Source organism: Paenibacillus germinis, from assembly GCF_013141785.1.
Lineage (GTDB): Bacteria > Bacillota > Bacilli > Paenibacillales > NBRC-103111 > Paenibacillus_E > Paenibacillus_E phytorum.
This window is the reverse complement of sequence record NZ_WHOC01000105.1, coordinates 1-17700: the sequence shown is the minus strand read 5'-3', so window position 1 is coordinate 17700 and position 17700 is coordinate 1. Positions and strand designations below refer to the sequence as shown.

The following is a 17700-nucleotide window of genomic DNA, read 5'->3' as shown; positions in this document are numbered from 1 at the left end:
ATCATTCATTCAACATGCTTACCAACTTGTTATCCCTGATTGTCGGATTGATCATGAGGTACTATGACGGTAACAGATTCAACCTTTTTGTTGCCAGCTTTATCGGTAGCTGTATACGTGATGGTATAGATGCACGACTTCTCCCCACGTAAGCTAAAGGAAGTGGCCGCTGTGCCGAAATTGGCCTGAATGTCGCTTTGGCCGCTATCTGGTTGATTGCTCGTTATGGACGTTAATACCACGGATTCAACGTCCGATGTAGCATCACTAGGATTCAGCGTGGCATTGATCGTAACCATTTTATGATTCGCTGGCCAAATCGACGTCTTATCTAACTGGACGGAAAGAGCTGGAGCTGTCTTGTCAACTTTAAATTCGACGGTTTTGAGATCTTCTACATTGCCTGCCTGATCCTTGCTGCGGTATCCGAGCTTATAAATTCCGTCACCGAAAGCTGGAATGGAGCCGGTGTAAACGACCCATTCACCGTCATTCACTTGGTATTCCGTTGTTACGGAGCCTCCGTAAACACTAGCGCTTACAGATAAGTTTACGGTCACATCCGTCGTGTACCAGCTGTTCTTGCCGTTAGGCGCAGCCGGACTTAACATTGCGGTGGTTACAGGAGGAACCCCCTTTAATACGTTAAGTACGAACGTCCTTGTGTCCGAAACAGTACCTTTTGTAATCGTTGCTAAAAGCCTAACAGTCGCATCTGATTCAAAAGATAACGGGCGGGTTACCGTACCGTTCGCGTCGATGACAGATGTAGCGTCACTGCTCCATGTAATTATTGTCCCGTTCGCACCGTTCGTTATCAAATGAACGTTTTTCGTTACACCTACTTCGCTGTCACCTTCCGCGAAGCCGATAGCAAGATTCGCTTTATCCAATGCGACGTCCATCTGATCGGATTCAATCTTAATCGATGTGGATCCTTGTACACCACTGCCGTCAGTGGCCGCTGCAACTACTTTTACTGTACCTCCTTTTATTGCCGTTAGTAATCCATTGGCATTTATAGTCGCTTTATCCGTTACTGTGATACCATCCGCCTCGAAGACGTTCCATGTTACTCTGCTGCTTGCATCTGCAGGGAGGACGTTGGCCTGCATTTGCAGCGTACCATTCACGGAGAGCGAATTTGCACCGCCTGCGCCATGTACAGAGATCGATGTAACTAATGACTGTCCATTAATGATCAATTCCGTTATGTTCGGTTCTTTTCCCCAACCATTTGAATCTATTTGAGTGGCAGTGATATAAAGCCTTATTTTTTGTGCAGTAATATTTACGAAAGAATGTGTGACCGACGAATTTATCGTTGTTCCAGTTACAATATCGACCCAACTTGATCCGTTATCATATTGCACTTTATACCCGGCTGTCCTGTTTAAATTTTCCTTGATTGTTACTTGATTAATCGTTTTATTTGTTCCGAAGTCCATTTGAAGCCACTCATTTACTCCGGTTCCGGACTGCGGCGACCATTGTGTGCTAGTGTTCCCATCTTTCGCTTTGCTGGGCGTAAAATCTGAATTATATTGACTCGATGCAGTTGCATCTGCACTTAAAGAAAGATTTTGGAAGTTTTGAGGCACACGTTCAATATTCAATTCGGCAGCAGACGCAAAGCCGCCATGTCCACGGGTAGCTGTCAGTTTCACATAAGTTGCTGATACTGAATTAAAAGTTGCGATCTTTTCCGCATTATCATCTGCCCACGTTCCGGATACTGCATCCGTGAACGTTACACCATCCGTGCTTGTAGAAATCGTGTAATCCGTAATATTACCATTGGATTCACCATTTTGCCTTGGCAGGTACCTTAATTTCGTAATGCTGTAGGTCCCCCCAAGATTCATCGTTATGGATTGAGGAAGATTGGCCATTGGAGACCATTCAGTATGCCAGATCGTTCCACTGTTCCCGTCAAGCGCTTTGCTTGCCTCATTACCGCTATGCTGGCTGGTTGCAGTGGCTGTCATTTGTGATTGAGGGATGTCATTAGGATTAGGAACTACAGGAACATAATTGTTGTTTCTTGTTACCGTAAAACCTTGAGAAGTGTCAATTGTGTCGGTATTCGTATACATATAGGACAAAGTTATACCTTTGGTTACCCCACTCTGTGCAAACGTATTTCCTGATATAGTTACATTTTTTGAACCTTTTGCATTGATCTGAACCCCCCCTTCCTGAGCGATGTTATTGGTAAAGTTGAATCCGTTGACGCTTCCTGCAAAGATCGAGGTGGTTCCTCCCGTCTTATAAAATGAATTACCGCTAATACTGATGTTGCTGTGCACGGTCTGATCAGGGTTCGTGGAAGGCGCGCTAGGCGAAATGTCTATGACAGAATTCCCATTGTTATTGAATGTATTATTGCTTATGGTTACGTTCCTGACCATACCGGATTCATACCAACTGCTGGCATCATCGGCAATCAAGATCGCACTCATTTCCATTCTATTGAATCTATTGTGATCAATTAGAACATTCCCGCGAGTCGTCACCAGGATGCCCCTTGTAGGAATGGATTCAAAAGTTGAATTGCTAATTGTGACATTCGGGTTCCACGTTGCATTTTCCACAAAGTAATCATTAACGGTTATCGAGCTTGGAACATTTTTATCAAGGGTAAGCAGGATATTATTGTCATCTACTCGAGTCACACCAGTTACGATAGCGCTGTCAGAGGATAGAAGTGTTGAACCCTTTATAAAATCGATACTGTCATTAACCGCAAAAGCATCAAATCCCCAGCTCTGCGAGTGCTTAAATCTAACCTTGATCTGGTTGGAGGCCGGTTTGTCGACAATTTGTAGATGAGTACCGTGAATATTGATCGGATCATCATGTGCTCCGAAGAAGTTGGAATTGTTTACCGTTATTTGGCCTTTGCAACCCGAAATTTGCATGAAATCGGCCATAGATGCGTTTGTCCGCCCACTTCCCGTTTTCGGTGCGAAATTTAATTGATCAAAGGTAAGGTTTTCACTATACTGCCCTACGATGCCTAGTCCAGGAGCAGCGTAAAAGTTTACCCCTGTCCAGGTTACATTCTTACTCCGGTAAATAAAAGCACCCTGTTCTTTGCGAACGTCGTTTCTAAGCTGAAAGACGTGTCCGATGGCTAAGCTCGGGGCGCTGGTGTAATTAAATCTTACTCTCCTGTCTCCTAAATCCTGCGCGCTAGAAGCGTTCGCAAAGGGATTGGATTTTCTCCACGTCTTTTTGGTATTTGGATCATATTCTTGCACTTGAGTGACGTTTGCGTACCCTCTCGCTACCCAACTGTCTGTCGCGTTGCCATTGCTGTCAACCTCACCTGTCCATTGAAGTCGATTATTTACAATCTTATACAAGGAATCCGGATGAACATTCATTTCAATATAATTGCTACCAACTGCTGCCACCGTCATTTCAGACATAACCGGCCGTTTGAAATCAAAGCTAATGTTATTCATGTTCACATTTACGGCATGATCAAATATAATGGGCGTCATCACGCCGTGGAACATCAGCGTCGAATCGTTTCCACGTATCGTCAAGTCGCTGATGTTATTAAACAAAAGTCCGACCTTTCTCCACCCTCCTGGCGATTGTGATGCAGTCGATGCATTGGAAATATAATATTGAGCATCCAAAGCAGACGAATCCTTAAAGTTATATGTGGCTGTCGGAAAATCCAAAATGACTGGTTTCGCGGCATTTTTGGCGGCTGCAATGGCTTCATTAACTGCGGGACCTGCATCATCCCCGGAATAAGTAACGGTGATGACCGAATAATTAACACCACCAATTGTTTCCGTGGTTTGGGTATAATTTGCAGAAGCAGCATTTGCCTTCGGTGTCTGAATAACGATTGTGAAAATAACTGCAAATACAGTGAGAATCAGATACGTAGAAATTGAAATCTTTTTCATTTGAAGCATGTTAAACATACTTTTTTCCACCCTTCTTTTTCCTGAAAATAATCTCAACTCGAATTTGCTGCATTTTCCATAGAGAAGCCTCTGGCTGAGTTTGTCCCCCCTTAGCTAAACAAGTTTATTGTAAGCATAAATAGATTATAATCCATTACTGGTAAAACGCTTTGTAATTTTAGCTGAAACTATTTGTAATTTGTTATCATCTTACAAACCCGAATAAATGCGCTTGCGTGAGAAATTTAATGTTTATTTTGATGAAGGCGGTCCATATGTCTTTTTTCTATACTCCGCCTCTAGATTGCATCACATGGTTTGATTTGTAAAATTGTCTGCACAATACTTCCTGATTGTTCACTGTCTCTTGGCCTTGCACTAAGAAGTGTGCAAAAAAACCGCCATATGAATAGCGGTAAATGTAACATACTCCTATAACAAAAACTTCGTTAGACGATACATATAATTTAATGCACCAATCTCCCATCCCGAAACCTCACAATCCGCTTGGCCTGCTCCGCAACCTGCCGATCATGAGTAATTACAATAATCGTCCTGCCCTGCTCATTCAGCCGCCTGAAAATATAGGTACTTAATCTCGGAAGCAAGTTGAAGCTTTGAAAAACGAAACCAATCTTCTGATTACGAATCTCAGCAAGCCCAGAATCCTTAAGTGCATTTATTGCTTGACCATCCAGGTCATAGATACCTTTATCTACAACATCCAAGCACCCGATGATGTTCATCAGCGTTGATTTGCCAGAACCTGACGGTCCCATAATAGCCACGAACTCTCCATGATCAATATCTAGCGAGACGTCATCTAATGCTTTAATCGTTTCCTCGCCCATCGTATAGTATTTACTAGCATTCTCGATATGGATTAACGTCATAACCTTCACCTCCATTACTTGCACTAAGTCCAAATAAATGAAGTATCTGATTCATTACCCTTACCGCTTCGCTTTATAAAACTCATGATACAGCTTCATCAGCGCCCGCTTCTCAATCCTCGACACATAGGAGCGACTGATGCCGAGCTCTTTCGCAATCTCCCGCTGCGTCCTCTCTTCCCCGCCAAGCTCCAAGCCGAAGCGTCCAACAACGACTTCCTTCTCGCGATCATCCAAAATCTCTAAGTTCCGATAGATTTTGCTCTTCTCTATCTTGAGCTGCACCTTATCCACGACATCGTCGGCCTCCGTGCCAAGGATGTCAATCAAAGTAATTTCATTCCCCTCTTTGTCCGTTCCGATGGGATCATGCAAGGACACATCTTTACGCGTTTTCTTCAATGAGCGAAGATGCATAAGTATTTCGTTCTCGATACAGCGAGCGGCGAATGTCGCGAGCTTGGTCCCTTTGTTCGGCGAGAACGACTCGATCGCCTTAATCAATCCGATCGTCCCAATCGAGATCAAATCCTCGAGATCTTCTCCTGTATTGTCGAATTTTAGAACACAAAGCAACGTAAATTCCCACTACACACCCGATAGATGAATAATGTTCAGTTGTTCACTTAACATAGGATTAAATAAATCAGACGATATGCGGAGCTTCCGGAGCGGCTCCGCCGGTTCCCGGCCATACCTGCTTCGCTTCGCCGATCAATTTGGAGCCGTCCTTCGCCATCTCATGAACCCATCCACCCCCGAATGCCAGATAGCGTTTGCCGTCATCGTCGTTGAAAATGGATGGATCAATGAAATGATGATTAAGCATGATAGCTTCGCTATATGGTCCTTCCGGGCGGTCTGCGACGAAAAGTAAATTCGTGCATCGTGGTTGACCGTGATAATAAGGTACAACCACCCAAAACTTTCCGTCATAATATGAGATGTCCGGAGCAAAAACGCCGAAGGAATCCGGCATTCCCGTCAAATCAAGCTGGCTCTTACGTGTAATGACATGACCGATAGCTTTCCAGTGGGCCAAATCCCTGGAATGGAGGACTTGAACGCCAGGGAAAAACTGAAACGTCGAGGTCACCATATAGTAATCTGCTCCAACGCGGACAATCGAAGGATCGGGGTTATCACCGGGTACAATCGGGTTTTCGATAATTCTGTTTAGCCCCTTCATTCCTTGGACTCCTCTCTCTGAAACCGATAAATCTCGTTTGCATCCTGCCAAAAACTCGAAAAACATACACCGGTCAATCGGCGCCATTCTTCTTCTAACTGCTGATCAACTATACGAGTCGGAATCTCTAGTGAGAGATCCGTTTCGACGATCATAAACAAGATCAGTCCTTCGCGAAAAATACGCATAGACATAATTCCTGCTTCCCGCATGTGTTTCTCGTTCCCTGCAGGAATGTCGCGATGAAGTTGTTCATAGCGTTCGACTTGATCCGCGTGAAGATGTGCCACTTTGATCGTTGTCATCCTGTTTGTCTCCATCTCTTCCTCACTCCTTCATCTCTTTCATATCCAATCGGTAAATCCGAGCGGCGTTCCCGGCAAAAATAGCATTGCGCTGCGATGGCGTTAGCGAAGATGGCAGCGCCTCACGTGCTATTTCTAAAATCTCTGTGAAGCTGCCGGCTTGCAAGCAGACGGGCCAGTCACTTCCGAATATGATTCTATCCGATCCAAACATCTTACAGATACGTTCAACATAGGGAGCAACATCTACAGCCTGCCAAGGCATTCCTCCAGCACCGGTAGCCAGCCCTGACAGCTTGCAAGCCGTATACTCAAACTGGGCGATCAGATTCAAGCCATCCGTCCAAGAGTCAATCCCTTTTCCCGAAATGTCTGGAAAAGCAAGATGATCAACGACAGCTGAAACCTTTGGAACGAGATCCAGCAGCTTCACGATCCTAGGCAGATCAGAGGGGCCAATGAGGAAGTCAATTGGAAATCCATCTTCAGCAAGCAATGCTAAATTGCAGAGCAGCTTTGGATAACGACTCCAATCTCCATCTTCGACAATTGGAAGGTTTGGACGGATGCCTACAAAGTGTGAATCAGCTCGAAAACGGAGGTAATGTTTTTCAAAATCAGCTCCTTCTAGATCAAGCCACCCGACCACGCCCAGCACCGTTTCCTCCTGCTTACAAATTTCAAGCATAAATTCAGTCTCTTCCATGGTAGCTGCCGCTTGTACAAGTACAGTACCGACCACGTTGTTCTGCTTTAGGTCAGGCTTTAACTGTTCCGGCATATAATCGCGATACAACACCGCTCCGGCCTGTGGAGACAACCATGCATAATCCCCACGCGCAAGCTTCCAATAATGCTGATGTGCGTCAATAATCATTTAACATCTCGCCCCCGAATGAATGTCTGCTTATCAGCATCCGGCCAAGGCATATCGTAAGTTGGAGTATGAACAAAACGCTCCATCGCAATACGTAATGTGATACCTGTTCCCGCAGGCAGCGATACGTGAAGCCACTTCTCTTCAACCGCCACAGTTCCGATCACATCGCCTTTGGTATTTATAATTTCTCCATGTAAAAAATGATGTTCACCGAATACGCCGGCCTGAACAACCAACGCTCTATCTTCAAACTGGTTCGTGTTAACCAAATGAAGTGTCACTGAATTCGAGGTTAACTTCTCTACCAACGCCGATACGCCTGAAGGAAGTCCCGGACGCTTCGCGTCAGCATCAAAATACCTGACTCGTCCATGCTGCAGCCCCCCGTGCGATATGTGCATTGGCCCACCAAGCGTCAGCTGCACAAGTCCCTCGAAATACAGCGGACACATTTCCTGCCAGATGTGAATAGCAGAGTAGATGCCCTCACTGTAATGCTCCGACCAATTTCGCGGATCACCATCGGGCGATCTCATTTTGGTCAGTTGTTTCCCGACCATTTCGTAGTTGGCATTTAGGATACGCTCTGGATAATCCGGATTAAGTCCGCGAATATATTGATACCAAGGCTGCGTGTTCCCAATATAATGCTTGGTCTCCCGACCAGTTTTGGGGTCCCTCCCGGAGAAAGCTGGTACAATCACTTCATTCCAGTCGTGATCTTTCGGAATACGCTCCACGCGTTCCAAATCCTCATCCGCCATCGACAACGACCATAGGTAGACCGGATATTTCGGCGTTGCTTCGCGATAATCCGTCCAACCGCTATCAAAATGCTTATATGGCACAACCCATTTACCATCCTGCTCTTGGCGTAGCTCCCAGTTTCTGTCCAACTGCTCTCTAACTAACTGCAAGCCGTTCAAGTCACCAGTAAGAAGCACCGTATTCATACACGCATTCGTCAGCGGCTCAAGTATCGTCATGAAGCCATGAGGCCAACGCCAACCATAATAGCCTCCCCACCATTTGCCGTCGTTGTACTCCCCTATTTGCCCGGATAGCCCTACATTGTCCGGAATAATACCACCGTTCTGATGTGTTCGTTCCTGCCAAGCATTCACATAATCGATCACCCAGTTCCGTAAGCTCTCATCTCCAGAATGTAAGAATGCATGTGTAATCAAGCCCGTCGCATTCAAATTCAGAGGCACATCCCCACGATTCATTCTCTCATTCATCATATTAATCAGGTTTTGATAAACCTCATCATTGGACCAAGGACATTTGAGGCTTTGAAAATCTACACCGGGAATATCTTCATACGGAGCCAGATAATCGTCCAAAATGCCTCGGTGCGTACTCCAATCCTCTTCGGATACCTCAAACCGTGGACCACGGCTGCCCGTCAATGGGGAACGGATCAACTTCAGTTCTTTATCGTAATTAAGAGCTTCTGGATCATCACCTGTATACATGCTCGCAAACTTCATTGCCCGATGTCGATCTTTGAGCGTTGATGGTCCGGCCAATCCTAGAAAATACAAATATAAGTAGCCCTCTCCATGATGCATCCAATCATAATACCCATCGAATTCACGATGGATTTGACCGTATTCCGTCCACTGCCATGTAATGCCATCCCATATTTTCCGGGAAATCTCGTGCAGCTCACTGCTGCCTCCGATCACATACAGGAGCGCCAAATTCATAAACCCTTCATATGGATCATCCGACCCATCCATCCCCGGCCAATGCTCAAACCAAATAAGCGTGCCATCAGGGTGCGTGTACCGATCAACGAATTCTTTGGCCGCTTTGTTCAGCGTTTCAAAAAGAGTCTGTTCTTGCAGAGCCCACTGAGGCGGAACGACGTGCTCCGATGCACGGACATATGCGGGCAATTCGTGACGATGAGATGAAATCATTGCACATTTCTCCTTCCGATTAATGCGATTACATCAGTTGAACAATTGCTGCCCTTGAAATAGCTCATACACTTTTTTCAACTCTTCAGACTCTAAGCCCTTTCCATCACAGAAAGACAAATTGGTGCGCAGCGAAGTAAGCGAAGCTGTTCCCGTTAACGTGACATGAATATCAGGGTTGCTTAAGCTAAACCTCATGGCAGGTTCTATCAGCCCTTTAGGCTCCGACTTCCGCAAGAAGCCTATCATTTCCATTCGATCTCTGGCCTTTGAAGACGTTTCATCGTCCAAAAAGTGAGCCGGTGCATCAGCTAAAATACCCATACCGAGCACACTGCCGTTGATCACGCCGACGCCCAACTCCTTGGCAAATGGCAGCACTTCGTCCTTAGCCGTATGATCCAGTAACATATAGCGGGCATAAAATTGGATTGTATCGAAGAGCCTCGTATCCATAAATCTCATAAGCAACGGCAAATCTCTCGTGGTTACGCCAATATAGCGAATTTTTCCGTCTTGTCTAAGTTTTTGCAACGCTGGAATGGTTTCATTCACGACAAGCTCATACGGCTGACTCTCCACATCGTGAATTTGCATAAGATCAATCCAATCCGTCTGCAGCCGCTGCAGGCTATCTTCCACAGATCGGATAGTGCTGTTGTAATCGTATGTCATGTCCGACCTGACTGCTTTGGAAGCTAGTACGATGCCCTCTCTGCGACTGATCAGCGCTTTACCAATGCGGCGCTCCGATTCGCCTCGTCCATATAAGGGGGCGGTATCAATGAAATTGATACCCGAATCAATCGTCTCATGAATCAAACGCTGTACTTCAGCTTCATCCGTCCTGCCAAAATCACCAGCAAGCGGAGCGCCGCCCAGGCCAAGTTTGGATACCTTCAATCCTGTTTTACCGAATATTGTATACTCCACGTTCATCGCTCCTTTTTTCAATAAAGGGAACTTTCCCTATCTCATTGCAATGAGTCTTGAGAAAATCCCCTTAACCGACTGATCTTATGAACTAATTAAGGCTTGCTTTTGTCTTCAATGGCGCTTCTTCGGTCGCCCGTACCCGGCTGATTGCGTCCGGGGTTGTCTGCAATGTGAAAATAGTTAATGCGGTCAATGTAACCGGTGGCGTTGCGAATGACATTGCCTTCTGTAACTTGTTGATGGTAAAGGACGCTATCCAATTCGTTGCCCGTTTGGGAAATGACCGACTTCACTTTTGGCTATTCTAACTCAGCGTAATCTTGAAGAAGAACTACTGGATTTTTCATCCCATGAAGTTCGAACAATACCAGCTCATTCTCCCCTTCCCGCAGCAACGGAGCCGGAATGTACAACGTTTTTTGCGGGCCAATATCCCAATAGCGACCAAGATTAAAGCCGTTAATAAAAGCGACACCCTTGATCCAACCATCCAACTTCAAAAATGTATCGCCTGCTTCATCAATTAGAAATACTCCTCTGTAAAATGTTGGGGTAATTGGGCTCGTCGCTTGCACATCGTTATATTTCAGAGCAGCCAAATCATGCAGCGGCAGCGTATGAATTGTCCAATTATATAGGAATTGCAGACCTAGACGAACACCTTCGGTAATTCCCTTCGGATCTTTCATGTTATAGCCGTAATTAATCCGCCCTTGATTTTCTACCAAAATGCTTAATATTGCACCCCCGGGCGGAATGTCCAGCACGATATCGTGGTCTAATATATTCGGTGTCACATCGTGTGTGTTTCGTTCGATAACGCCTTGAAACACGCCATCAAGGTATACGAGCGCGCGATCTCGTACCTCTTGGATCGCCAATTTGGTCTGCGATAATGGCCCTTGAACAGATGTTGTATATAAAATAAACCCATAGTTCTGACCAAGTCGTTCCATCGGCTCCGGACATACACTGTGAATCGGGTTAGTCAACAAAGCAAGCGAGTCAAACAACCGCGCTTGCTCCGTTAATCGCACTTCACCGTAATGTTTCTTCGGTAGAGGAAGTGGCAATTCTATAGCTTCAACTTCGGTATATTTTGAGATCACTTCGCGAATCGCGATATATTTGTCAGTAATATCACCGGATTCACTCAACAATACGTCATAATCATAGCTGGTCACCGTCGGTTCATATTTGCCCAAATCATTGGCACCGTTATAAAATCCGAAATTCGTTCCTCCATGGAACATATAAAAATTGACTGACGCTCCCATTTGCAGCATCCGATCCAGCACTTGCACTACATCTTCACTTTCTCGAACATGATGTTTTTTACCCCAATGATCAAACCAGCCGTTCCAAAATTCCATACAGACGAGCGGTTTACTCGGCTGATAGTCCAGCAGCTTTCCAAACGCCTCATCCGGCCGTGATCCAAAGTTGGTTGTAGCCAAAACATCCGGAAGAAGCGTGCCTCCTTGCAAGTTGCTGTCCGTATACCCATCCGATGTGAATAATAGAACGTCTATGCCACGACCAATCATAGCCTGCTTCACATACATCAAATAGTTCTTATCGTTGCCATAACTTCCGTACTCATTTTCGATTTGCATAGCAATAATCGGTCCGCCATTCGTACAAAGCAGCGGTACTAATTTGGCCAACAACACATCATAATAAGCATCAACTTTGTCCAAATATGGCCTATGAGCGCAGCGCAGCCGCATATTGTCTTCCTTTAGAAGCCATGCAGGCAACCCGCCGAATTCCCACTCCGCGCAAATATAAGGACTCGGTCTAATAATCACGTGCAGACCGAGTTCTCCAGCTAAATGAATGAATTGCTCGATATCGGCAATCCCCTCAAAGTTAAATTGGCCTTCTTTGGGTTCATGCAAATTCCATGGCACATACGTTTCAACCGTATTTAACCCGCAAGCTTTTAATTTGAGAAGACAATCTCGCCAATATTCTGGAACGATTCTAAAATAATGCAAAGCTCCCGATAAAATTCGGATCGGCTTGCCGTTAAATACAAATTTGTTACCTGAGATGCTTAGCATTTTCCGGTTCTCCTTATCTTCAATTCCTGCATATACTCGGCCATTTGGATCACCTTGCTTTCCAAACGCGACTTTTCAGCAGCGAACGCCATCAGATGGCTTTGTACGGAAGTCCTTGCACCAGTAAGTCCAGCCTCTTCTCCTCCATTGCTGACTAATCGGACGAAATCCCGCATAATGCCGTGATCGCCTCCACCGTGGCCTTCCAATGGCGAATCCAGAGAAATCTTTTCTTTTAACCCAGTTATGAAGCTGGTGACCTCGATTTCATTCCTATCCATATCTGCTCTAATCTGACCGCGAGCGCCCATCAACTTAAGCGAGCGCCCTCCTTCATGCGTGAAAGCGCACATTGTGAAGGCGACAGTGACCTCATTAGCGAATTCCAAATTAACGACTTGATGATCCACTACATTGTTGTCGCAATGGTAGACGCATCTGCCATAAGGTCCATCCTTCAAAGCATGCAGGACGCCTTCATCGCTTGGATCGTTACTGACGACGTTGCGCAGCACGGTACCAACCCAGTCGTCTCTCTCAAGGTACATTTTAGGCGCATAATATGGGCATTCATTTTGAACCGGACAGCCGTCCAAACAGCGTAATGGCGCTCCTTCCGGCGCACTTTCGGTGCGAAAATGCGTTAGTGATCCGAATGAGGAAACTTTCGTGCAGTCGGCATCCACCAACCATGACAAAATATCCATGTCATGACAGCTCTTTGCCAAAATCATAGGGCTGGAGGTTTCGGATTTCCGCCAGTTTCCTCTTACAAAACTATGCGCTTGATGCCTATGCTCTACATTTTCCGTATGTTGAATGGAAATAAGACGACCAATCGCCCCATCTACTAACAGCCGTTTAATCGTTACAAAAAAATCGGTATACCGAAGCACATGGCATATCGAAAATACCCGGTTATATTTCTCGGCGTATTCCCCCATCACAACGCACTCGGTCGGACTAGGCGACATCGGCTTTTCCAGCAGTACATGATACCCTTTCTCCAAAGCTCGGATGGCAGGCTCGTAATGCATTTGGTCCTGTGTGCAAATGAGGATCGCATCAGCTATCTTCGGTCCTGCAAGCAGCTGCTCCCAGCTCTCGAAAACATGGTCCTCCCTAACTGCATGAGACTGCTTGAAACGCTCTCTCCTCACGGGATCCATTTCGGCAACGGCCACAAATTTTACTTCATCCGGGTGATCCAACGCATAGGTTGCATAGGCATCGGCGCCTCGTTGTCCGGCTCCTATTAAAGCTGCTGTTATTTTCGTCATCTAGCGATTTCTCCTTCTAGGGGTAAATTTGATAAAAGGGAGCTTTCACACACTAACATATTGAAATGTCACTGCTTGAAAACTCCCTATTGCTAAAGATTAGTACGGCTTATTTCCCCTTCGTTTGCTTCCAAGCGTCGATTTGCTTCTGCTCTTCGGCGATAATTTTGTCGCTTCCGGCCTTTTTCAGTTTATCGATGAATTCTGGTAAAAATTGCGCTGTATCGGCAGAACCCGTTGTCAGCAACGGTATGTATTGCGCGGTCACTGTAGCTGTTTGTGCAATTTCCGCTTTTACCGGGTTTGGATCGAAAGTGAAGCCAAGAATAGGAGATCCCTTTGCAGATTGATTCATTTTGATAGATGCATCCGCTACAGTCGGACTCATAAAGAGAGAGTTGAACGAGTTGCCGATTTCCCAATCAAACTGTGGATTATAGGTACTGTCTTTCATGTCTACTTTTTTGTAGCCCTCTGGTTTTTGATAATGCTTGCCTTCGATACCGTTTGCGAAAATATTGTACAACTCTTTGTCTTTAAATAAGAGGTCAAGCAGCATAACCGCTCTTTCCGGATTTTTAGAGGTACTGCTAATCCCTGTCATCGTTGCGATAATCGAACTGGTCAACAGGTAGGGCTGTGTTATTCTTGAAACGTAAGAAGGGTAACTTGTACTACCAATATTCGGCGGATTATCAAGGTCATCTGGCCCCATGTTGCCCAAGCTAAGGCTTGCGGTTTTACCTGCTTTTCGATCGGCCTGTCCGTCGGCTAACGTTGCAGCGTCTTTACGAATATAACCTTTTTTATTCCAATCTCTCATTAAATTCACATACGATTTGAATTCGTCCGATTCGAATTGATTCACGATTTTCAAGGAGCTGTCAGTCAATTTGATCGCACCTGGAATGTTGCGACCAGCGACTTCATCAAAGCCATAAGCAACAAGATTTACACCGAACGTGCCGGCTTTATCCATTTCATATGGAACCATTTCCGGATTGTTTTGTTTGACTTGAGCTAGAAACGGCTCTAGATCCGCCAACGTTTTCACATTTTCCGATTTAAAGCCGTATTTGTCTGCCAAATCTTTTCGGAAACCAATGGCATTCGTCATCGTCCAAACTTGGTAGTTTGGAATCGCATAAATTTTCCCGTTCACTTTAGCAGCATCCCAGCCGATTTTCGGAATCGTTTGCAGAATAGTAGGTGCATATTTTTGCAGAAGATCATCCACAGGAATAAAGGTGCCTTTACTCACATTCTGATAATAATTGTTCGCCCAGTTCGCCGTGAAAGCAAGATCGTAGTTCTCGCCTGCAGCGTTGACCACTTGCATCTTCTGGTCATACGCGCCCCAATCGACGAATTTAAGATGAAGCGTCACCTTCAGCTTTTCTTGCAAAATTTTGTTCATTGCTGCTTCTACAGTAGCAACATCAGCTGGCGGCGTATTGTCTAAGTACCATGTCAATTCAACAGGCTCAAGCTTGGGTGCAGTGGTTGCTGCCGGTGATACCGCTGCTGAAGCTGATGGAGCTGCCGATGGGCTGCTCGAAGTTTCATTTTTCGAACTGCATCCTGCTAAAATACTGGACATTGCTAGGCCTAATGCAAGACCTACGCCCACTACTTTAAATGTTTTCTGCATAATTGATAAACCCTCCCTGTATTTGTTTTTCTATATTGTAACGGCTCTGCCGTCTACAACCAATAAAATAATGAAACTTAGCCTTTAACCGCACCTACCGTTAAACCTTTTACGAAATATTTCTGGAAAAACGGGAACACGATCAGAATCGGTCCTGCTGCCAAGATCGCAATGGCCATACGAGCCGTTTCATTCGGAAACTGGCTGATATCGATGTTGACAGTACCTGGTTTGATATGACTCGACAAATACTGAATGTTGTTCATAATCCTATACAACATATATTGCAGCGGAACCAACTTCTCATTATCGATATAAAGCAAGGCTAACCACCAGTCATTCCAATAAATAAAAGCGATGAATAATCCTACTGTGGCCATAGCTGGCTTGGCTAATGGCAATATAATTTGAAAAAAGATTCGCCACTCTTTCGCTCCATCTATTTTGGCTGACTCTATGAGTGCCGATGGAATTTCAGATAAAAACCCTCTCATCAACAGCACATGCCACGGCATAATCACATATGGTAAAATTAAAGCAAGTAAAGAATTATCGATGTGCAAATACTTTTTGATCAAAATGTACCAAGGGACGAGCCCTCCGTTAAATAAGAGTGTGAAAAATATGATAAAAGATAATGCATTAGCTCCCGAAAAATCTTTACGGGACAAAGCATACGCTAACATGGCAGTAATCAGCAAACTGATGGCCGTTCCGAGTACAGTCACCGAGATGGAAACGGAATAGCCGGTAATCAGTTGCTTGGGGCTTTGTAACAAGTAGTCATATGCAAAGGTTGTAAACGTTTTCGGAATAAGACTATATCCTTCTTTAGCAATGTCCGATTCTGTTGAGAACGAAATCGAAATGACATACAGCAGCGGAACCATGCAGAAGATAGAAAATATGATAAACCATCCATGAATAAGTCCTCTTGCCAGAGTCATGTTTCTCCGTAAACCCATACTCTCCACTTCCCTTTTTTTCTAAAAAATCGCATTTTCTTTGTTGATCTTTCGAACAATGAAGTTCACCGTCAGTACCAGCACAAACCCGACCAACGATTGATACAGTCCAATTGCAGTTGCCATACCGATATCCCCTGACACCCGTAAAGCACGATATACATACGTATCAATAACATCCGTTGTGGCATATAACGCCCCAGAATCGGCAGTTAGGAAATAGAACATACCGAAATCAGAGTAAAAAATTTTGCCTATTTGCAAAACGGAAATCAACGTAATAAGCGGGGTTAACAGCGGTATGGATATATTACGAACCTGCTGCCACTTGGAAGCGCCATCGATCGCCGCAGCCTCATAGTAACTTTTGTCGATGCCCATAAGGCCCGTATAAAAGATGAGCGTGGAATAGCCGATGTTTTTCCATAGAAAAGCAAGACTTAATATAAAGGGCCAATATTTAGATTCCATATACCAATTGATTTCAGCAAATCCTAGCTGTTTAAACAGATGATTGATTACACCCAATTGGGGATTAAGCAAGGCATACGTCACATAACTGACCACAACCCAGGATAGAAAGTAAGGGAAAAACAACGTCGTTTGATATAACTTTACCGCCTTGCGGCTCAGTTCAAAAAGCATGAGCGCAAAAGCAATGGAAACCAAATTTGTTAAGATAATAAAACTTAAGTTCAATAACAAGGTGTTTCGTGTTACTTGTAAAGCAGCATCCGAAGTAAAAAAGAATTTAAAATTGTTCAAACCCACCCAATCACTGCCCCAAATCCCTTTACCAAAGTTGAAATCTTTGAAGGCAAGCACTAAGCCAAACATAGGAAAATATTGGAAAACGATAACGAATATTAAACCTGGAAGCGCTAAACTAATTAAACCCCAATTGCGTTTGATTCCTCGCCAGAACGAGTTTCGTTTTCTAGCTTTTATAGTTGGGTGCGCCATCACATCTGGGTAAGCCATTATGTTCACCTCCTCTCTGTTGACCACATCTTACTTTAACCAGTTCAGGAATCCTAGTGTAAAAAAAGCGTTTTATTGCAATTTCGGGTGTAAAAAAGGCATTTTATTGTATTTGTCGTTCCAATACACTAAAGAGCCTGTCTAAAAATTTTTCAGTTCATTTGTCTCGTTCCCTGCACATGTTATGTCCAACAGGTTATCCGAGACTTTTAAGTTCAGTGTAATCAATTGGGCGTCCTCCAAAAATAGGAAAAAATCGTCAGTTTCTCAAAGGAAACTGACGATTTTCATTTGACCCTGATATCCCGATGATTGTTACTTACTCGCCAGATTGATCATGCGGTACTCTGACGGTTGCTGTTGTAACCCTTTTGTTGCCCGCTTTGTCAGTTGCCGTGTACGTGATGGTATAGATACGCGACTTCTCTGCACGCAAGCTAAAGGAAGTGGCGGCTGTACCGAAATTGGCCTGAATGTCGCTTGGATCGCTATTCGGTTGATTACTCGTGATGGACGTTAATACCACGGATTCAACGCCCGATGTAGCATCACTAGAATTCACCGTGGCATTGATCGTAACCATTTTATGATTCGCTGGCCAAATTGACGTCTTATCCAACTGGACGGAAAGCACTGGTGCTGTCTTGTCGACTTTAAATTCGACGGTTTTGAGTTGTTCTTCATTGCCTGCCTGATC

General features: G+C 44.8%; 13 protein-coding genes and 2 pseudogenes. All 15 read right to left on the bottom strand.

From position 1 onward, the window contains the following. Positions 1-29 precede the first annotated feature (29 nt). Entirely contained in the window at positions 30-3947 is a 3918-nt protein-coding gene (locus GC102_RS21265) for a discoidin domain-containing protein (protein WP_171691272.1), read from the bottom strand. A gap of 449 nt (positions 3948-4396) precedes the next feature. Then, entirely contained in the window at positions 4397-4822 is a 426-nt protein-coding gene (locus GC102_RS21260; protein ID WP_171691271.1) for an ABC transporter ATP-binding protein, read from the bottom strand. Positions 4823-4882: 60 nt separating this feature from the next. Then, a pseudogene (sigK, locus tag GC102_RS21255) lies at positions 4883-5389 on the bottom strand (RNA polymerase sporulation sigma factor SigK); the annotation flags it as partial. Between the two features lie 79 nt (positions 5390-5468). Continuing rightward, positions 5469-6011 carry a family 43 glycosylhydrolase gene (locus GC102_RS21250; protein ID WP_171691270.1) on the bottom strand — a complete coding sequence of 181 codons (543 nt, stop codon included), beginning with the start codon at positions 6009-6011 and terminating at the stop codon, positions 5469-5471. After that, a complete protein-coding gene (locus tag GC102_RS21245; protein WP_171691269.1) occupies positions 6008-6331 on the bottom strand; it encodes an L-rhamnose mutarotase in 324 nt (107 codons plus the stop codon). Before GC102_RS21245 ends, GC102_RS21250 begins: the two co-directional genes overlap by 4 nt. A gap of 7 nt (positions 6332-6338) precedes the next feature. Beyond that, positions 6339-7193 (bottom strand): amidohydrolase family protein, encoded by an 855-nt coding sequence (locus GC102_RS21240; protein WP_171691268.1) that lies wholly within the window; start codon positions 7191-7193, stop codon positions 6339-6341. Further along, the gene (locus GC102_RS21235; RefSeq protein ID WP_171691267.1) at positions 7190-9124 is read right to left on the bottom strand and encodes a DUF8034 domain-containing protein; all 1935 of its coding nucleotides are present in this window, start codon (positions 9122-9124) and stop codon (positions 7190-7192) included. Before GC102_RS21235 ends, GC102_RS21240 begins: the two co-directional genes overlap by 4 nt. Positions 9125-9157: 33 nt before the next feature. Beyond that, the gene (locus GC102_RS21230; protein WP_171691266.1) at positions 9158-10057 is read right to left on the bottom strand and encodes an aldo/keto reductase; all 900 of its coding nucleotides are present in this window, start codon (positions 10055-10057) and stop codon (positions 9158-9160) included. A 95-nt stretch (positions 10058-10152) separates the two neighbouring features. Beyond that, positions 10153-10353 carry a hypothetical protein gene (locus tag GC102_RS39560; RefSeq protein WP_246321037.1) on the bottom strand — a complete coding sequence of 67 codons (201 nt, stop codon included), beginning with the start codon at positions 10351-10353 and terminating at the stop codon, positions 10153-10155. Between the two features lie 6 nt (positions 10354-10359). Beyond that, a complete protein-coding gene (locus GC102_RS21220; protein WP_171691265.1) occupies positions 10360-12126 on the bottom strand; it encodes a glycoside hydrolase family 35 protein in 1767 nt (588 codons plus the stop codon). Then, complete coding sequence (locus GC102_RS21215) at positions 12120-13406, bottom strand: Gfo/Idh/MocA family protein (protein ID WP_171691264.1); 1287 nt, start codon at positions 13404-13406, stop codon at positions 12120-12122. Before GC102_RS21215 ends, GC102_RS21220 begins: the two co-directional genes overlap by 7 nt. Positions 13407-13515: 109 nt before the next feature. Next, positions 13516-15057: a DUF3502 domain-containing protein gene (locus GC102_RS21210; RefSeq protein ID WP_171646349.1), complete on the bottom strand. Its 1542-nt coding sequence runs from the start codon at positions 15055-15057 to the stop codon at positions 13516-13518. Between the two features lie 77 nt (positions 15058-15134). Continuing rightward, complete coding sequence (locus GC102_RS21205; RefSeq protein WP_171691263.1) at positions 15135-16022, bottom strand: carbohydrate ABC transporter permease; 888 nt, start codon at positions 16020-16022, stop codon at positions 15135-15137. 21 nt (positions 16023-16043) lie between these two features. Continuing rightward, entirely contained in the window at positions 16044-17003 is a 960-nt protein-coding gene (locus tag GC102_RS21200) for an ABC transporter permease (protein WP_246321036.1), read from the bottom strand. A gap of 319 nt (positions 17004-17322) precedes the next feature. Continuing rightward, positions 17323-17700, bottom strand: a pseudogene (locus GC102_RS21195) (rhamnogalacturonan lyase family protein); the annotation flags it as partial.

Coding starts and splice junctions, on each gene's coding strand:
- GC102_RS21265 (WP_171691272.1), bottom strand. CDS start 3,947: ATGTTTAACATGCTTCAAATGAAAAAGATTTCAATTTCTACGTATCTG.
- GC102_RS21260 (WP_171691271.1), bottom strand. CDS start 4,822: ATGACGTTAATCCATATCGAGAATGCTAGTAAATACTATACGATGGGC.
- GC102_RS21250 (WP_171691270.1), bottom strand. CDS start 6,011: ATGAAGGGGCTAAACAGAATTATCGAAAACCCGATTGTACCCGGTGAT.
- GC102_RS21245 (WP_171691269.1), bottom strand. CDS start 6,331: ATGGAGACAAACAGGATGACAACGATCAAAGTGGCACATCTTCACGCG.
- GC102_RS21240 (WP_171691268.1), bottom strand. CDS start 7,193: ATGATTATTGACGCACATCAGCATTATTGGAAGCTTGCGCGTGGGGAT.
- GC102_RS21235 (WP_171691267.1), bottom strand. CDS start 9,124: ATGATTTCATCTCATCGTCACGAATTGCCCGCATATGTCCGTGCATCG.
- GC102_RS21220 (WP_171691265.1), bottom strand. CDS start 12,126: ATGCTAAGCATCTCAGGTAACAAATTTGTATTTAACGGCAAGCCGATC.
- GC102_RS21215 (WP_171691264.1), bottom strand. CDS start 13,406: ATGACGAAAATAACAGCAGCTTTAATAGGAGCCGGACAACGAGGCGCC.
- GC102_RS21210 (WP_171646349.1), bottom strand. CDS start 15,057: ATGCAGAAAACATTTAAAGTAGTGGGCGTAGGTCTTGCATTAGGCCTA.
- GC102_RS21205 (WP_171691263.1), bottom strand. CDS start 16,022: ATGGGTTTACGGAGAAACATGACTCTGGCAAGAGGACTTATTCATGGA.
- GC102_RS21200 (WP_246321036.1), bottom strand. CDS start 17,003: ATGGCTTACCCAGATGTGATGGCGCACCCAACTATAAAAGCTAGAAAA.